Annotated in this window: 12 protein-coding genes; 1 reads left to right on the top strand and 11 read right to left on the bottom strand. The window is 41.4% G+C overall.

What is annotated here, in order from left to right:
- Positions 1-23: 23 nt before the first annotated feature.
- The 8 genes from C727_RS0116035 to C727_RS0116000 form a co-directional block, all read right to left on the bottom strand.
- Positions 24-674 (bottom strand): cytochrome b/b6 domain-containing protein, encoded by a 651-nt coding sequence (locus C727_RS0116035; protein ID WP_017446674.1) that lies wholly within the window; start codon positions 672-674, stop codon positions 24-26.
- Positions 674-1,591, bottom strand: coding sequence for a c-type cytochrome domain-containing protein (locus C727_RS0116030; RefSeq protein ID WP_017446673.1), 918 nt, complete (start codon positions 1,589-1,591; stop codon positions 674-676). The genes C727_RS0116035 and C727_RS0116030 overlap by 1 nt, the downstream gene beginning before the upstream one ends.
- Positions 1,592-1,602: 11 nt before the next feature.
- A complete protein-coding gene (locus C727_RS0116025; RefSeq protein ID WP_017446672.1) occupies positions 1,603-3,081 on the bottom strand; it encodes a DUF1501 domain-containing protein in 1,479 nt (492 codons plus the stop codon).
- 4 nt (positions 3,082-3,085) lie between these two features.
- Positions 3,086-6,112, bottom strand: coding sequence for a PSD1 and planctomycete cytochrome C domain-containing protein (locus C727_RS19195; RefSeq protein WP_017446671.1), 3,027 nt, complete (start codon positions 6,110-6,112; stop codon positions 3,086-3,088).
- A gap of 3 nt (positions 6,113-6,115) precedes the next feature.
- Entirely contained in the window at positions 6,116-7,132 is a 1,017-nt protein-coding gene (locus tag C727_RS0116015; protein WP_026052759.1) for an NHL repeat-containing protein, read from the bottom strand.
- Positions 7,133-7,247: 115 nt separating this feature from the next.
- On the bottom strand, positions 7,248-8,555 hold the full coding sequence (locus C727_RS0116010) for a helix-turn-helix transcriptional regulator (protein WP_017446669.1): 1,308 nt from the start codon (positions 8,553-8,555) through the stop codon (positions 7,248-7,250).
- 57 nt (positions 8,556-8,612) lie between these two features.
- Positions 8,613-11,054, bottom strand: coding sequence for a PVC-type heme-binding CxxCH protein (locus C727_RS0116005; protein WP_017446668.1), 2,442 nt, complete (start codon positions 11,052-11,054; stop codon positions 8,613-8,615).
- A gap of 10 nt (positions 11,055-11,064) precedes the next feature.
- The gene (locus C727_RS0116000; RefSeq protein WP_155949285.1) at positions 11,065-11,760 is read right to left on the bottom strand and encodes a 3-keto-disaccharide hydrolase; all 696 of its coding nucleotides are present in this window, start codon (positions 11,758-11,760) and stop codon (positions 11,065-11,067) included.
- Between the two features lie 435 nt (positions 11,761-12,195).
- On the opposite strand from C727_RS0116000, the gene C727_RS0115995 reads away from it, so the two are divergent.
- Entirely contained in the window at positions 12,196-13,959 is a 1,764-nt protein-coding gene (locus C727_RS0115995; protein ID WP_026052758.1) for a metallophosphoesterase family protein, read from the top strand.
- A 24-nt stretch (positions 13,960-13,983) separates the two neighbouring features.
- Here C727_RS0115995 and C727_RS0115990 read toward each other — a convergent pair whose 3' ends face one another.
- The 3 genes from C727_RS0115990 to C727_RS0115980 all read right to left on the bottom strand — a co-directional run bounded on the left by C727_RS0115990 (position 13,984) and on the right by C727_RS0115980 (position 18,024).
- Positions 13,984-14,952, bottom strand: a complete 969-nt coding sequence (locus C727_RS0115990; protein ID WP_017446665.1) for a GGDEF domain-containing protein — start codon at positions 14,950-14,952, stop codon at positions 13,984-13,986.
- A 73-nt stretch (positions 14,953-15,025) separates the two neighbouring features.
- Positions 15,026-16,597 carry an MFS transporter gene (locus C727_RS0115985; RefSeq protein WP_017446664.1) on the bottom strand — a complete coding sequence of 524 codons (1,572 nt, stop codon included), beginning with the start codon at positions 16,595-16,597 and terminating at the stop codon, positions 15,026-15,028.
- Positions 16,598-16,782: 185 nt separating this feature from the next.
- Complete coding sequence (locus C727_RS0115980; protein ID WP_017446663.1) at positions 16,783-18,024, bottom strand: hexokinase family protein; 1,242 nt, start codon at positions 18,022-18,024, stop codon at positions 16,783-16,785.
- Between the last annotated feature and the right edge of the window lie 119 nt (positions 18,025-18,143).

Raw genomic sequence — 18,143 nt, 5'->3', positions numbered from 1 at the left:
CCTTTACTGGGAGTGAGTGCCTGTTATAAAACGACCAATAAAATCACGGCTAACGAAAATAACCAAACTAAAACAGCCACTCGGTTAGAAACAAACTTTAAATATTGGTCATCACCAATATACTTACTAGGTTTTCGCCCACCAATCATGGCTTGAATAAGCGGCTCTTTTTTTACTATCTGATAAAAGAATACCGCTACTAAGTGCAACCAAATCGCGGCTAAAATAAGATAAAAATTTAATCCATGCCATTGAGTGAGTTGGTCCGATTGTGTTTTATTAACCCAGTCAGCAAAAGGCCCACTAAAACCTAAATCATTGTTTGCAAAAAAACCACTGAGCACTTGCAAAAACAAAATCAGCAACATAAACAACACCATCCAACTGCCAGCCGGATTGTGGCCTGTATAAGATCTTGCTTTTTGCTGTAACGAAGCTTTTAAGTAACAAAAAGCCGCTATCGGTGAACATATAAAATAGCTAAAACGCGCCGTCGTCGAACCTAAAAAGCCCCAAACGAGTCTATAAATCAATAACATACTAATTCCATATCCGACAATGGCATGCGCCTGCATAAAACGATATTCAATGGTGAACCAGGCTGCTATCATGCCTAGGACTAATAACCAGTGAAAAATACGTACCCCTAAATCCCAAACTTTTTTATCAGTCATCACCCGCCCTCGATACCGCGTACTTGAATGCCTGCTTGTTCAAATTTTTTTATGGGTATGTGTACTAACAGGCTTTTATTGATCACTAGCTGCTTTAAGTTACCTAAGCTAAGCAGCTTAGTTACGGCCTCTGCGCTTAGTTGCGTCGCAGCGATATTAATGTATGTCAGCGACGGCATTTGCAGCCAAGAAATAACGGCTTGGTCACTGACAGCTGCATTGCGCAAATTAAGTTTTTGCACAATATTTGCCACCGGCCCTAGCTGCAAAAATAGAGAATCAGCGACCGGCGCCGAGCTTAAATGAATGATCTCAAGATAGTGAGAGGTTCTTGCGACATATTGAACATTAAACGGATACTTAACTTGCAGTTGTGCCACCTCAGCTGCATGATTTGACCGTAAAGCCGCCACTTGCTCTGGTTGATAAGGTTCAAAATCTATATACCGCTTTGCCTTGGGCGCCTCTGGAAAGTCAGCTTCAGTTAATTGTCCAGACGCACCCTTTGCGAGCCAAAGTTTAATAATTTCTAACTCTGCTTCGGTATGGCGTTTTCGTCCATAGGGTGGCATAGCTAAACGATGATCCGCTGGTAATTGCATGCGTTCCAATAAAACACTCATTCGACCATTTGTGGATAACAGTTCACCACTGCGCCCACCAAACAGAGTTTGCCGGTAACTATCCAACCTAAGCTGGCCTTTAACTTTGTCTTTTTGATGACACTCGGTGCAATAACGCGCAAAAATAGGATCTACTCTTTGTTGATAAAAAGAATCTTGCTGCGCTTGTAATTTAGGAAATCCAAACAAGGTTTCTTTACTCCATTGTAACCACGCAGGCTGCTGGCTCAGGATCAGCCCAAGCAAAAATAAAGTGACTATAAATACAGATACAAAATAACTTTTTGCAGTCATAAATAGGCCTTTTATGCGAGTAACTCAGCAATAATATGAGCTTCTTTAACGCCAGTGAGCTTTTGGTTTAATCCTTGAAACCGATAATTTAAATCATGATGATTAAAGCCTAATAAATACAACAAGGTGGCGTGAAAATCATGGATACTTACGGGATCTTTAACGATCTCATAGCCCATATCATCGGTTTGCCCATGGCTATATCCAGCCTTGACCCCTGCCCCAGCCATCCACATAGTATATGCATTGGGGTGATGGTCGCGGCCAGCGAATGCATTATCAACACCACCACGATTTTCCTGCATAGGTGTACGCCCAAATTCGCCGCCCCATATAACTAGAGTATCTTCTAACAAACCTCTGTTTTTTAAATCTGTTAATAAAGCGGCAACCGGCTGGTCTATTTGCCGACATTTATCGATAAATCCGGCATCTAATGCTTCACTTTTGTTACTGCCATGAGAGTCCCAACCATAATCAAATAATTGAATAAAACGCACATCCCGCTCTGCTAAACGACGAGCCAATAAACAATTATTTGCAAAACTGCCTTGGCCGGGCGTCGCGCCATACGCAGTTAAAGTTTGGGCTGATTCTTGTTCAATTGAAAACGCATCGGAAGCTTCTAACTGCATTCGATACGCCATCTCGTATTGTGCGACCCGCGTGAGCGTTTCAGGGTCGCCTTCACTTTGATAGTTTTGTTGATTTAAGTTTTTTAAACCATCTAATAAAACTCGCCGCAATGACCTAGAAACTTGATCAGGATTACTTAAATACAAAATGGGATCACCCTGCGAACGACAGCGTACCCCTTGATAGGCACTTGGCAAAAACCCAGATCCCCAAAGTTGTTTGCCACCATCTGGATCGCGTCCACCAGACACAAGTACCATATAGCCAGGCAAATTTTGATTCATACTGCCTAAACCATAGGTCGTCCAAGCGCCAATGGATGGATGTCCCGACAAAGCATGACCGGTATGGACCAAAAGTTGTGCCGGCGCATGATTAAACTGATCTGTATGCATAGATTTAATAAAACACAAATCATCTGCATGTTTTTGTAGCTGAGGTAAATGATCAGAAATCCAAGCACCGCTCTGACCATGTTGAGAAAATCGTGCTTTTGGACCCAATAAACTCGGACGCCCTGAAATAAAAGCAAAGCGCTTGCCCGCCAAAAATTCATCCGGGCAGAGTTTGCCGTCGTATTTGGCAAGCTCGGGTTTATAATCAAAAAGTTCGAGTTGGCTAGGTGCCCCCGCCATATGCATATAAATAACCCGTTTAACTTTGCTTGGATATTGAGGCGGCAACGGTGCTAGTGGCTGACTTATAGGTCGACTAAAATCTAATTGGCTCTCGCTCGCAAACGTTAGGTTGGGCAAGGTGGTGGCCAAAAACGCACTGCTTAACAGCCGGCCACTCCCCGCTAAAAACTCGCGTCGCGTTTGCTGCTGCAATTGCTGATATAAAAATTTCTGCATAAGTTTACCTTGTTAACGCGGCATCCAAGTTGAGTAAAAGCGCCCCTATCTGGCTAAAGGCTAACGTCTGCTGGTCGTCAGTAGCGGTTAAAAGTGCCATCCAGGTGTTTTTTATTTCGCTAATTTCATTCTCAGTTGGCGGACGCGAAGTCACTTTTAAAAAACCTCTACGTAAAGCTCGTTGTATATTTTTATCGGTTAAATAATCTTTTTGAATCAAAACACCAAGCGCATTTGCCGCTTCGACAAAAACGGGATCGTTTAATGTCACCAGCGCTTGCAAAGGCGTATTAGTTGCAATGCGTTTACCATGGCTGATTTCTCTTGTTTCCATATCAAAGGTTAAAAAGCTAGGGTAGATATAAGCGCGTTTAATAAAGGTATAAATTGCACGTCGATATCGATTTGCGTCATTTGCAGTTTGCCAGTCTTTAATCACACGCCCCTTGCGACCCCAGATGCCACTGGGTTGCGGTGGCATCACAGGTTTGCCAAACATTTCAGCGTTAAAAAGTCCACTGGTGACAAGTGCCTGGTCACGAATCATTTCGGCGCTTAAACGACGTTTGTTGGCTCTAGATAACCAAAGGTTCTGCCGGTCTTGCTCTATATTTGTGACATTGGATGATCGCCGATAGGTGTCACTCATTACCATGAGTTTAATCAGTTTTTTAATATTCCATTCAAAGTTATTTTGAAAAGTGAGCGCTAAATAATCTAACAATTCAGGGTGACTGGGCGGCTCACCCGAGCTACCAAAATCGCCTACGGTTCTGACCAACCCTTGACCAAACAACTGTTGCCAAAAGTGATTGACTGCAACACGGGCAGTTAACGGCTGATCTTTATCAAAAAACCAATTGGCTAATGCCAGGCGATCAAGCTTTTTTTGCTCCACCATCGGAGGGAAAATAGCTGGCGTCTCTGGTGTTAACAAAGGGCCTTGTTTGGCTAAAAAATTACCCCGTGAGAACAAAGCGGTACCACGCTGATTAAACTTATCCTGCTCTTGCATGATCGGCAACTTAGTGCCTTTAATAGGTTTTAGCTGTTCATTCACCTGCTTATATTGCGCAATCAGTTGTTGGCGTGCCTGACTAACAGCATACTCAATTAGACTTTCGTCTTGGCTGGCCGAAATTTTAAACCTATGTAATTCAGACGGCATGCCTTCGTTTAAGTTACGATACTGATATTGTTTAATCACAACCTCAATTGCATCACCGACTTCAAGGTTTAATTTTTTTTCAAAAACAGCAATAGTTTCAAGTGGTGAGAACAAGCGATGACTGTACAAGCCGTTTGCCGCACCCCTATTTTTACCATCAGCAAGACGAGTGAGTTGATCGGCAATTGATTCGCTTTGCAAACTTAAAAAATCTTTAATCGCTAATTTGTCACTTTGACCGTTTTTTGTTCGTTTATAAATATCTATATGATCAAGCGAAACAGCAAATTCGGGTGTATGCCGTGCTTTCTGCTCATTTAGTGGCAATACTGAAAATTTAATAGCTGCTAAGGCTTGCCGATGCTCTACCGGATGAGTTGTCATAACTAGCCGAGTTTTAGCGCTGAAAGGGGCTTTGTGATTGAGTTCGCCGTTTTTAACCGTTAGTGGTTGCGGCCGATAATTTGAATCGGATAATTGAGCTAAACGTGCTTGGCGTTGTTCTAAACTGCGCTTAGCAAAGCGTAAAGCATATTTTTGACTATCTGCATCTAATCGCTGAATACGTTTTTTTAAAACCGATATTTCATCTTGTAAAGCGGTTTTATCATCACTCAGCACACGAACAATTGGCAACTTTGTCCAATCCTTCACGGATTGATTCAATTGGTGAGTTTGTGTCAATGCCAAGTTTTCCAATTCATTCAAACGCATTTGCCAATCAAAAACCTTGGATTGTTTTTCTTTATCATCGGCTATTAACAAATGCGGACCATCGTGACGTCTGTCGGCATCTCTTTGAGTATTAAAAAAGGCCAACGACTGATAATATTCTTGATGCTCAATCGGATCATAAGGATGTGAATGGCACTGCACACACTCCATTGTTAAACCATTAATCGCTTGCCAAGTGGTTGCGACTCTGTCCATCACTGCTACTAGCCTAAACTCTTCATCATCTGTCCCCCCTTCACTATTGACTGGGGTTTGCCGGTGAAAGCCAGTGGCAATTAAATCGGGTAGTTTGTTATTTGGTAATAAATCGCCTGCCAATTGTTTAGTCACAAATTGATCGTAGGGCAGGTTTTTATTAAAAGCTTTGATCACCCAATCACGGTATGGCCAACTGGCCCTATATTCATCTCTAGTATAACCTTGGCTATCAGCATATCTGGCCAAATCGAGCCACATAGCGGCCCAACGCTCACCAAAATGCGGCGATGCTAACAAGCGGTCAACTTGCGTTTCATAAGCTGTATCTGATTGATCAGCGATAAATTCTTCGATTTCTGATAAAGTTGGCGGTAAGCCAATCAGATCTAGGCTTAACCGACGCAGCTGACGGTATTTATCTGCCCTTACATTCATTTGTAGGTTTTGCGATCGTAATGAACGCTGAATAAATTGATCGATTGGATTTTCACTATCAGTTGATTCGGCTGGCGGTGATCTTTTAACTGGTTTTTTAAACGCCCAGTGTTTTTCCCACTTAGCACCTTGTTTGATCCATCGCCTGAGCTTTTGTATTTTTTCTGGCGACAAAGGTGGCGCATTGTACGGCATGCGTAAGCGTTTATCCGAAGTTTCTAATCGAGCTATCAGCTCAGATCCATCTGGGTCGCCGGGTTTTATCGTTAGACGTCCTGAGTGACCGCGGCCAAAAGCTTCTTTTTGATATACAAATGACACACCGGCTTGTTTGCTCACGCCGCCATGACAGCCTGTACAGTGCTCGGTTAAAATAGGCCTAATATCCTTATTAAAGCTAATTTTAGCTTCCGTGCCTGCTTCTGGTTCAGCCTTGCAACCTAACATTAGCTGGCTAATTAAACTACATAAACAAATTAACTTTACCCAACCCATTTATCACTCCGCTAACTTAAGGTCAAAACGTAAAATGCGACCCCATTTGTTATATTCAGAAATGTATAGGTTGCCTTGTTGGTCAAAGCTAATACCGTGCGGTGAGGTAAAAACCCCTTGGCGCCATTTTTCTGGTGGCGTTTTATTTTTATCTGTCTCACCGCGGTTATCATTTGTCCCTAGATATTGTATGACTTGGCCTTTTTTATCTAATAGAGTGACTCGGCCAGATATTTCGGCGACGGCGGCATAATCCTGATAAAAATCTATCGCGCTAGGTCGGCGTAAATGAGTGGCGTAATTACCTATCAGTTGCCCGTCCATAGTTAAATGAACCAGTCTATGGTTGGCTCGGTCAGCGCACAAAATTCGGTTTGGCTGGTATCTGGGATCAATATAAATTTTATGGCAGTTGTTAAAGTTCCACGGCGCATCTTTGCCAGCAAACGTACTCAAATAGCGGCCATCTGCCGAAAATCTATGAATATAATCAAGCCCATACCCATCAACAACATAAAGCTCACCATGTTGATTAACCGCTGTGGCTGTTAACCGCAACGGAGGTGGTGTCCAACCTTTTTTATTGACTTGCTGAGGTTTGTGATATTTTTTTGGAATTTGTGCTAATGCGTCAATATTCAATACCCGTTCACCGGACAATCGCATTTTAAAAATCTGATGCCCCGACATTTCAGCCCCATAGATGAACTCCTCACCGCTAGCATCCGCTTGGATCACAAAACCATGAATATCTTTTGGTGCATTTGGCACATTTTTTAGATATTCCCCCTTTTCATTGTAAACTTGAATGCCACCATTAGGACCAATCACACTAACAAAAACATGTCCATTATTAGCGACATCAATGCCTCCATGTGAGTTACCGATTATACTCCGGCCATCAGCCAGCTTAGGCCAGTGATCGCTTTGTGTTAGGTGATGAAAAATCTCGTCATGAGCACTCACCGCTGAACTTAAACAAAGTGAAAATAAAATATATTTAAAAATCTTATGACTCATTTGTGTGCCGTAACTTTTTAATAGGTTAACCAACACACTAAATTATTGAGGGAAAAGTGACCTCTAAAATATCAACAGATTGACTACAAATTAACAACACAAACACTAATATCATTTAATTCATAGTGTTAGAGGTTATTTTTATTTTAAACTGGCCTGGTGTACAACCAACTTGTTTTTTGAAAACAGTAGAAAAATAATTAGAATTGTTAAAACCAACGGCGATCGCTGTGTCTGTTACTGAATGAGTTTTTAAAAAAACTTTTGCTTTTTCAATGCGAATTTGCGCAAGATATTGATTTAGGGTGACTCCCATGTGAGATTTAAATACCCGCATCAGATGCCCTTTACTTATGCCAATATGGTTTGCGAGCTCGTCAAAGTCGATTGTATTATGCGCCTCTTTGAACAAATAAGTTTTCGCCGCATCAACCTGTTTTTTAATGCGTAAGTCAGCACTTTGAGCCAACAAGTCTGAGTATTCGGCTGCTTCTTCCGCAACTAAACGAGATAACTCGGCCATATTTTGGCTACTATCAATGGCCTGGTTTTTAACCTGATGGCGCAATATTAAACTGCTCGAATCACCGCCGGCTTCAATGCTTGAGTCCGTTAGTCTATTTAAAATATCACGTACTCGAATTTTATATAGCTCTAAGTCGCCTTCGGATGTTTTTTCGAGTCGCCCAAGTAGATCACTAATTTCTTCACTTTTTTCAGCTCGGCTTGATTTAATTTGAAACAAAAGCTCGTCTTTTAGCAGAGCAGCTTTACCTTTAATATTGCGTATATTTTGAAAGACCGCGTAAGCCCAACATAGCGCACAGATTACGGAGCCCGTATAATAAAACCAGTACTCAATATAACCTGAACTTCCCAAAAAAAATAACAGCGCAAAACTTAAAGCCCCCATTAAAAATGGGTTTAGATTAAGTTGCATCTGATGATACTGAGCTTTTATTATTAGCAGTACACAAGGCAATAATAACAAGCTAAAACCAGCCCAAATCTGCGCTAGGTGGGCATACTGCTGATGCGCTTTTAAGGGTATCTGAGCCGTCAGCAGAAAAGGTTCAAAAACACCTTGAAAGACCCCCATAAAATAGACATAACAGACCCCAAACAAGCTTCCGATTAACCAAGGCAGGTACATTAGATAAGCAGATCGTTTTAACCCAACTTGCAAACTAGCACCAATTATTAGCGCTGGCATACCAAGCGAAAACAATAAAAACACTCTGCTATACAGTAGCCAAACGGATACCTCAGGCGCTGAAAAATGCTGTAGTGAACGGCCAAACAAAAAATAGGCTAGGCAAGCTAAAAAAAGTAGGTAATAAGCATACTCTCGGCTGATTTGCCGGCGCACTAAAACAAAATATATCATCACAGAAATAATTATCTGTGATGATATAACCGGCATGATTAAAAACCGTATGAGCGTCGCACTATCACTGAAGAATTCCATCAATCAGTTGATTTAAAAATCTTCCTGCTTATAGGGTTGCTGTCGGTTTTTGGTTGCGTTACGTACTTCTTTTATTAACTCAGGTTCAACATGGCTACCGGTGTCGGCTGTATTACCCCAAGCGTTTCGGATATAAGTCGCAATTGCCGCTAAGTCTCTATCGCTGATATCGGTTCTGGCCGCTAGCCCAGGCATCACAGCTGAGGTTTCCCAGCGAGATTTTTTAACCCAGATAGGGCCAGATAACCCATGTAATAGCACTTTTGCTAGCTTTTGTTTATCGTCAATCACCCACTCGCTTTGCCAAAAAGTAGGCCCTAAACCATCAATACCACTGCCGTCTGCACCGTGACAACCAAAACAAGCTGCCGATCCTGAATATAAGGTTTTACCTTCATCATATAACGTTTGTCCGAGCGAGCTTAACTGGGCTCTGTTAGTACGATCAGCTGGTTTTTTACCTAAATTGTTCAACATATACATAAGCTTAGCATCAGGGTGCTGGCCCAATTTTTCGATAAAGGCCTTGCTACGGGTGCCTAACCCACTAACAACCACTTCGCGAACTAAAGGTTCATCTAAATACTGCTCAAGCACAGCTAAGTTTAACTCAATCGCATTTGCAACCTTTAAGCGCGCGGAAACTGCGGCGGCTTGTAATGCCAAGTCATAATCTTTTGAAATTAAATTTTTAAGCAAAACAATAAGCTGATTTTGCTCCGATTCAGGGATAGCATCTGAAACTGCAACCGCAGTGGCTGCAATTTGCAGGTTTGAATCCGTCAGTGCAGTTTTTAACGTATTTAAATCTAAACCATTTAATGCATGTAGCGTCCATAATAAATTGGCTGCGACAGGAAAATTATCGCTTTTTATTGCATTATTTAGCGCTGCTTTGATCGGTGTTACAATAGACTTATCTGGCTGACTTTGAATAATTAAACGTCGCGCTGTATCACGCCACCAACCATTTGCATGGCTTAAATAAGGCACTAACTCGCGAGCGTTTTTGCCAATCATCTTAGGTTGTTCACCACGTGGCTTGTCAGCCCAACGAACTCGATAAATTCGGCCCATTGTATTGTTATTTTTATCTAATTCACGCGCTTTAATTTGCTCACTCAAATAAGTCGTTAAAAACTCTTTGTGCTGCAAAATGCCATGATACATGTCTAAAAAGTAGATAGTGCCGTCCGGTGCTGTATACATGTTGACTGGACGAAACCGCTCATCGGTTGAAGCTAACCATTCGTGTCCTGGGTAAATCAACTCCCCCTGCATCTTACCGTGACCTTGTGAAACATAACGAGCTGAAATTAAATTAGCAGCTGGCCCTGGTGTTAAGCCCATACCGTAAAAACGCGTGGGGTAATTATCACCACGGTAAATCAAGCTACCACTGGCCGCAGTAAAGCCTTTAAGTTTACCTCTGTTTTCGCCCTCTTCTATTAAAAATCCGTCTAAATAACCTCGGTTAACACCTGGGTTCATACGAGCAGGATAAATGTTAGCAGGACCTATGCGATCAGCTTGGTTTTTTGGCCAAAAACCAGGATTTTGTCGTAATGTGCCAGGAAGCAGATATTCCCCCTGAATCGGTGAGCTATTACCATTATGATATAAACGCCCAAAGTCGTCATGGGTTACGCCCCACTGACCACGATAATCCGTATCGGCTTTAACCATTTTCCATAAATCATTACGATAAATTTCTGTCGCACCATTGGGTAGCTCAGCGGCGAGCGGCAATACCTGATATTTTTTATAGCTTTTTGCGTTGTAGTACCAATTGTCTAAGTTGTACAACATGGTATTAGGTTTATGCTCAAGACTGCCACCTAGAGCATATTCTGGGTCAACCACATCTCGCTTCACCATAATGACCTCACCTTTTTTTTGCTCAATTCGGGCAAAAAATAGTTGCGTATGGTCAGCGTACAATATGCCACCTTTAACTAAACTTATGGTCCTTGGCAATATCGCATCAGAGATAAGCACAGTACGTTTGTCCACCTTGCCATCATTATTTTGATCTTCCAACATCACAATGTTGCCTTCGGGCACGTTTTCGCCATCTCCATAGATATTGGGCATGTAACGCGTCATTTCTGCCACCCAGATACGACCATTGCCATCAAATGCCATTGCAACTGGGTTAAAAACATTAGGCTCAGAAACCACAGGCTCAACCACAAAACCATCCGCTACCTGCATAGCTTTTAATGACGCTTCGACTGATAAAATAGGGGCAGGTGGGATCTCATTTTTTGGGATCACGTCCTGCATCACATGACCGTCGCGATCGCCTTTCATTTTTCGGACTTCTGGCTGCGAGTTTTCATTATCTTTAAGATCAGTTACTTGCGCAATTTGCGAAAATGCCGATTGAGAAAAGGTGGCCATTTGTACTAACAAATAGCCAGTAAAAATAGCTCGACTGAAATCTTTTGTCATAGTCTTCAACTTAAAGTGGAGTAATTTGAATATTTTTAAACAATACTGTATTAGTTCTATCACCATGATTTTTAAATTTGGCGCTGCCATGATGCTGAATACCAACATGACCCTCGCTTAGATTGCTATCAATTACGTCAACGGTTAACACATCGTTTACCCAAATTTGAATATGCTCACCTTGGGCTTTAATTTTGTAGTGATTCCATTGGGTGTGTTTATAAGCGTTGGCTTTTTTATCTGTCCATTCAGGTGACAAGTTCTTCTTAAATTTTTCACCCGGTTTAGAGCGTGTTTTATGTTGCGGAAATAACCACTGTCGAGCGGTTCCCTGCTCGTACAGACCGCCACTCCATTTGCGATCGCTTGGGTCAACTTCGGCTTGGTATCCATAAGCATACTGAGTACCATCTTTTTTCGTACCAACTTGGGCTCGAAAAATAATACCACTGTTAGAATACTCTTTGTCTACCGCTGGCATTTTCACGTCTGCTTCAAGGATAAAGTCGCTATAGCGAGCTTTGCTTAATAAAAACCAGTTGCCTGTAGAGATCAGCGCAAGGCTTTCACCGGATTTTTTAACTTCTCCATAAGGATAAACATTTTTCCAATTATCTAGACTATCCGATAGGGTTTCCGCTGCGGCAGTAAAGCTTAAAAACAAGCTGAGCCCCGCCCCGGTTATTAACTTTGAAAGTTGCATCATTGATCCTCAATAAATTAGTTAACTCAATCTTAACTAAACATTTAACTAATCACAATACTTCAAATTTGAAACGTCATCTAATCGACCCAAGAACGAAACATTTTAACGTTTAAATTATCAGCGCTTATTGGTGGGATTTTGGTCAAGGGGTACAAGTCACAATAAGCGATCTAAAAATACAATAACTAAGGAAGAGATATGACTGATATTAAAAATTCGCTCTTGCTGGCGGCAAGTTTAATGCTAACCACAGCCTGTTCAATCGACTTGAACTCCAACGATGAAACAAACACAGAAGAGACAGAGACGGACACGGGTACAGGAACAGAGGTGCCAGATACGATGCCTGAGCACCCGAAATCTGCTGAGTTTAAAATTGGTCTACTACCTGATACGCAAGGCGGATCAGATGCTCAAGGTCAAGCCCACGTGGCGATGCACCCTATGTCAGAGCTGTTAAAACAGCAAAGCGCTATGGACGTGGATATGGTTATTGCGTTGGGCGATTTAACCGATGGCGGTTCGGAAATTGAATTTAACGAATGGCGCTCGGTCGCTGAACAATATGCTGATCAAGGCATTGAGTTTTTACCTGTTATGGGTAACCATGAAACGAGTTATGCATATACTGTCAACTGGATCAATCACATGAAACACTTCATCCCAGAGGATGCCGTGCACATGCCTGGTTACGAATGGGTTAACTATTATGTGATCCGTGAAAATGTTTTGGTTATTGGACTTGCATATTATAACTTGCCAATCGCTTTTGAATGGATTAAAACCACCATTGAAGATAAAGCAGACCAGGTCGATCATATTGTAGTGGCGAGCCATGATGGTTTAATCGGCGCAAAATACGGCCAAACACGAGAGCAAATTGTTGATGGCACCAAAGGGGATGATTGGGTGTATTCTGTACAGCCTAAAATCCGTGAATTATTCGCCGATCATGATGTTATTTATGTGCAAGGGCATGAACACCAATATCAAAGATCACTGATTAGTGCCAAAACTGCGCTAACCACCTACCCTTCATCTGCAACCCCAAGCGGCGGCAATTACCGAATGGATGTTTATACTCAAATTATGGCGGGTAATGCCTCCTATAAAGGTTACGAATTCAGATACGGTGAACGTGATTTGGTGCAAATGATTGTGTCGCAAAAAAACCAAACAGATCAAAGTTCAGATCCTGGGTATGATGTGAACTCATCAATATTGACTTTTAACGGAACACGTGTGGATTATGTATCTTATTTTGCAAATCATAATGCACACTCGAATGATGCCAGTGAGTCTTTTGATGCAGATTGGAAACTGCTAGATAAATTTTCTCGCAGTACGAATCGCTGCGAATCTGTTTTTTATGCTAACTCTATTTTACCCGACACTCGCCCAGTTATGGTTTTGCAACCTGAATACGTGACGAACGAATGTTATGCTACCGATGGGACTTTTGCACGTTTAGCTGGCGGTTTTAACAATACTTTTAACCGAACCGACTCACGAACCAGAGATATGAGTTATACCCCAGGTTTTACGCGCGCTGAGACCATGAATGACTTGGTTCGGTTAGCGTATCAATGGCTCTTTCAGTATCACGAAAATTGGACACCTAATTTAAATGGTCCAAATCGAGTGATCCCAGACTATGATGCCGATGAAATGATCTTTCCTGAAACCACTATGGATTTAAAAGAACATGTCACACTCAGTTGGTTGCCCGCGAGTGAGCAAACAGTCAGTGATATTCTTATAATTAGTGGGCTCCAAAACCAGACTGGTATTTACCAAGATGATTATGGTGTTGAAAAAGACATTACAACATCAACTGGATTAGCAGGTTCACAAACTGACGGCGGTGCCAAATCGGCAGTCATCCTGCCAGCTTATGCAACGCAAGAATGGGACATTCGCAATGCGCCAGCAGACCCGTACGCAGTTGAAATCACTCTGCCCGAAAACATCAATGCAGCAGATGTGCAGCTTGCTATAAAAACGGACAACGGCTGGGCAGCGCTTGCAGAAGAAGCTTGTATCTTAAACGCAAGTTGGAACTCAGACTTTATTGAAAATGAACCGAGCCGAGATTCGGCCTGTGCGGATCAGGCTTTAGTGGGTTATGATCAACAATTTGGAAACCGCTGGTGGGCGGTTTTAAAACAAGATGCTGAATTAGCATTTATCCAAAAATAATTCTTTTGATAAGTGATCAATAAATTAATAAAGCCGCTTTTTGGCGGCTTTATTTTTATACATTTGGCGATCTGCTGCAGCTAAACTGTCAGATAAATTAATTGTTTGCTCGGCTGTCAGGTCGTGGCATCCATAACTAAAACTAAGCTGATAGTTGTTTGGATTCCGCTGATTAAATTCTATAATATGCGCACGTAATCTTGTCATTACAAGTTGTACGTCAATGCATTGGGTATCAGTCAATATGGCAACAAACTCATCCCCGCCTATGCGCGCAAAAACATCCGAATTTCTCAATACACGGCGTAAAATGCTCGAAAATACGATAAGCGCTTTATCTCCTTCTAAATGCCCAAAAGTATCATTGATTGATTTAAAATTGTCTAAGTCAAACACCACTATACAGGCCGGTAATGCTTCGCGCTTACACCATGATAGCGCATACGGCGCCAATAAATTAAAACCTCGACGGTCGGAGATCTGAGTAAGTTCATATAACGTTGAGTGCTGTAATGCACTAATTTCATTTTCAGCTAAACGCGTTAAATCTTGTAAGATAATTTTTTCTTCGTCATTAAAAACGCGTGGTTTGTAGTCTAATAAACAGAGTGTGCCCAAGCGTAAATCAAAATTGACTGTAATAGGGCTGGCTGCATAAAAACGAATATTGGGTGGATTTATTACAAACGGGTGGTCATGGAATCTATCATCAAGATGGGTATCATGCACTATAAAAAAATTATTGTAGTTGATGGCATGGCCGCAAAACGACATATCTCTAGGCACTTCATTTAACGAGAGGCCATGTGTCGATTTGCACCAGACTCGGTTTTCATCAACTAAAGAAACGATCGCAACTGGTACCTGAAAAATACGAGACGCCAACCGAGTAATGCGATCAAATCTTTCTTCTTTCGCGGTATCTAAAATTTTTAGGGCCCGCAAGGCTTCTAGCCGCTTTAATTCATTTTGGGGAATTTGTGCTTTTTTCATTGAAAGCCTCACTTTTTGCTATTTTAAGATAGCAGTCAGTGAAGGCTAGTCAAGAAAATTAAACTTTATTTTATTACTTATGCCCCATCATACTTTCAATTTCTTCAATAGTTTTACCTTTAGTTTCAGGCATTATTTTTGCCATTACGATAAAACCAAGAATACAAAAGCCTGCATACGCTAAAAAGGTATAAGCCGCCCCAAAGTTTTCAAGCTGCCAAGGGAATAATGTCGGGACTAATATACCGCCAAAGATGGTTGCGATAAGGGCGCTCGAGGTAATCGCAATAGCACGTACTTTGGTTGGAAAAATTTCAGAAAACAAAATCCATAAAATTGGCCCAAGTGAAAAATTATACGAACACACAAAGGTGATGATACCTGCAAGAACCAACATCCCCTGAATTTGTGTCGCAGCCACTAAAAGATCAGATTCGATAGCAACAAAAGCATCTTGACCAATGGCCCCAACCACAGCGTTTTTAAACGCAATGTCTGTTTGATATACAGTGCCGACCAAACTGGTTAAATTTACATTGTCTACTTGGCTAGCAAACTGCGCGGCGGATTCAGCACTTATCACATAAGTCGCATCGTAAAACCCGTAAGTGACAGTTGCGAGCGCCGCTGCACATACAGTTAATCCACCTAATAAGATTTTTCGTCGTCCCAGTCTATCGATTAGAATAAGCGCTAAGAAGGTGAAAAAAGTACCAATTAAACTCACCCAAATAGACTGTTCAAAAGACGATTGGCCACCGCCCACTTGTTGAAAGATCATCGGCATAAAGGACAAAATTGCATTCATACCAGAAAGCGCCTGAACAGCAGCCATAAACATGCCGATAGCTAAAGCCAAACGCATTTTTTTACCAAACAATATTTTAATTTGCTCTGAATAAGATAATGCATGGTCGGTGGTTTTTAAGTTTTCTTTAATTTGCTGATATTGCCCTTTAACTTGTTCTGGCGGCAAGATCTTTTCTAACACTGCATGTACTTCATGTTCTCTGTGATTAAGCATCAACCAACGTGGACTCTCTGGTATTTTAAGTAACAGCAAAAACCAAATAACGGCTGGGATAATTTCTAACCCTAACATCCAACGCCAAACGTTTCCTTCTGTTAAGCCTATTGCACTAGCCCAAGCAACACCACCGTCGCTCACCCATTCGACTAATAAATAATTTAAAATAGTGGCCGTTAAAATACCGATAACGATATTAAATTGGTTTAAACCAACCAATTTACCTCGCATCTGGGGCGGTGCAATTTCGCCAATATACATAGATGCCAAACTAAGCGAGGTAAACGCTAACCCGCCAATTAAACGAGCTAAAAATAAAGTTAAATAACTGGGTGCAAACGCTGACCCAACAGCCGAGATAATATAAAGTGCCGCTATGATCATGAGCGTTTTTTTACGCCCTAAGCGTTCACAGAAATAACCTGCGACCAGCAAAGCAACTAAAGCACCATAATTAGGTGCGGCAGCAATATTGCCTTTTTCGATGGCGCTTAAACCAAATTCCAGCGTAGTGTATTGGAAAGTACCGGATATTAACATAATATCCAGGCCAAAAATAAAACCGCCTATTGCGACGATAAAAGCGTAACATAACGCATTTCGGTTAGCTTGCTGCATGATAATTGGATCTCTTGTTAGTCTAAGATAATTTTTATTCTTAAAAAGAACATTGTTAATTAAAAGTACAGATTTAACAATAAAAACATTTTAATTATACATTATATTGTTGACAATAATCCAATCTAATTTAAAAGTTTACTCTAGTTAACACCATTAATAATTTAACCTTAATCAGAATCATATTACTGGGCTAAGGCTGACTGGTTCGCGATAGCCGCGACTGCAGCACCCATATAATTAGCTTGTGGTATATGACAAAGCTCTATCTCCAGCGAAGATAACTGCCGCTCTTTTAACAGCTGATTTAACTTATTTAAAACCAATTGTCGGTAAGGACCTAAGCGGTCACTTTTGGAGTTAAATAAGCTGCCTTCACAAACAACTTTAATACGAGACACATATGACTCGACCCTGGCTGAATAATGCAAAGCAAGGCCTAACAGTTGGCCGGCAACAAGATGTGCAGAGCGCAGCATAATGCTCACCGCCACTGAAATTTCGTCATTGCTGACGTTTTCACTGTCGATTAATTGATTAAGTGCAAAAGCGCCTAAAGAGGGATCAAAAGAAGTATTGGGCAAGGCTAATTTGTATAAACGGCCTAAATATAAACCCGAAGTGGCTTTCTCAAATCGTTGCAAGCCTGTATTTTCAGAGCTTAAATCTAGCTGGCGATCAAACTCATTTAACCCAACTGGAATAAAATTGCCAGATTCTAAATTGACAGCTAGATAGTTGAGATTCTTCTTTTGTCGCGGAAATTGGCTAAATAAATAAGCAGGGTACAAACCGGCAAGATTACAACCAGTTCCAACAATTAGACCAAAGTATGCATCCGGTTTTTGGTCAATTAAACCGGCTAATAAGCTAGCCACAGTGTCGTTGATAACGGCAACATCTAACAAACGGCGACCATACTTTTTGGCAAAGAACTCTGTTAATGTTTGACCTACAGCTTCACCTTGCATGTCAGGGACATGAATACCTTTGGTCCACTCTACTAGTACCGCATCACCTCGCTCGATGCTCTGTGCTGGAAAGGAAAAACAATAACCGACCGGCAAAGATCTCTGACTAACTTGAGCCAAAGCTTCCGCTTGAATTTGTAACAAATTTTGTTTGCAAAACGCTACGCCACGCTGCCACGGCATTTTAACGTTAACGTCCTTTTCAATCGCCAACCCTAAACCATTAAGTTTGACATTGGCAGCACGTAAATTAGAACCGCCAAGATCGAGTACCATTGCATTTCCATAATAGCCTCTACTCGGATCAATACTTATATGAGTGGGTAAACACTTCAATTGGCTGGCTTGGTTGGCCATCCCCGCTTCAATTTGTTGATGAAAGTCATCAGCCAGCCTATGCAGTTGACTATTAGACAGGGTAAATTTTTCAGCGGTTGAAGTCACTGGCAAAGCCATAAGCTAACTCTATGAAAAAAAGCGAACTTAAACCAAATCTAAGTGCGCTTTTACAGGTTTTAAAATACGCTCAATATAAGCGTATTTTAAAAAAGATTACAGTGAGTATTTGATAAAAA

It is taken from the genome of Gayadomonas joobiniege G7 (genome assembly GCF_000300815.1).
Taxonomy (GTDB): Bacteria; Pseudomonadota; Gammaproteobacteria; order Enterobacterales; family Alteromonadaceae; genus Catenovulum; species Catenovulum joobiniege.
This window is presented reverse-complemented; position numbering and strand designations above follow the sequence as displayed.

Excerpts from the sequence above, each read along its gene's own strand:
- C727_RS0116035 (WP_017446674.1), bottom strand. The coding sequence starts at position 674 with ATGACTGATAAAAAAGTTTGGGATTTAGGGGTACGTATTTTTCACTGG.
- C727_RS0116030 (WP_017446673.1), bottom strand. The coding sequence starts at position 1,591 with ATGACTGCAAAAAGTTATTTTGTATCTGTATTTATAGTCACTTTATTT.
- C727_RS0116025 (WP_017446672.1), bottom strand. The coding sequence starts at position 3,081 with ATGCAGAAATTTTTATATCAGCAATTGCAGCAGCAAACGCGACGCGAG.
- C727_RS19195 (WP_017446671.1), bottom strand. The coding sequence starts at position 6,112 with ATGGGTTGGGTAAAGTTAATTTGTTTATGTAGTTTAATTAGCCAGCTA.
- C727_RS0116015 (WP_026052759.1), bottom strand. The coding sequence starts at position 7,132 with ATGAGTCATAAGATTTTTAAATATATTTTATTTTCACTTTGTTTAAGT.
- C727_RS0116010 (WP_017446669.1), bottom strand. The coding sequence starts at position 8,555 with ATGCCGGTTATATCATCACAGATAATTATTTCTGTGATGATATATTTT.
- C727_RS0116005 (WP_017446668.1), bottom strand. The coding sequence starts at position 11,054 with ATGACAAAAGATTTCAGTCGAGCTATTTTTACTGGCTATTTGTTAGTA.
- C727_RS0116000 (WP_155949285.1), bottom strand. The coding sequence starts at position 11,760 with ATGATGCAACTTTCAAAGTTAATAACCGGGGCGGGGCTCAGCTTGTTT.
- C727_RS0115995 (WP_026052758.1), top strand. The coding sequence starts at position 12,196 with ATGCACCCTATGTCAGAGCTGTTAAAACAGCAAAGCGCTATGGACGTG.
- C727_RS0115990 (WP_017446665.1), bottom strand. The coding sequence starts at position 14,952 with ATGAAAAAAGCACAAATTCCCCAAAATGAATTAAAGCGGCTAGAAGCC.
- C727_RS0115985 (WP_017446664.1), bottom strand. The coding sequence starts at position 16,597 with ATGCAGCAAGCTAACCGAAATGCGTTATGTTACGCTTTTATCGTCGCA.
- C727_RS0115980 (WP_017446663.1), bottom strand. The coding sequence starts at position 18,024 with ATGGCTTTGCCAGTGACTTCAACCGCTGAAAAATTTACCCTGTCTAAT.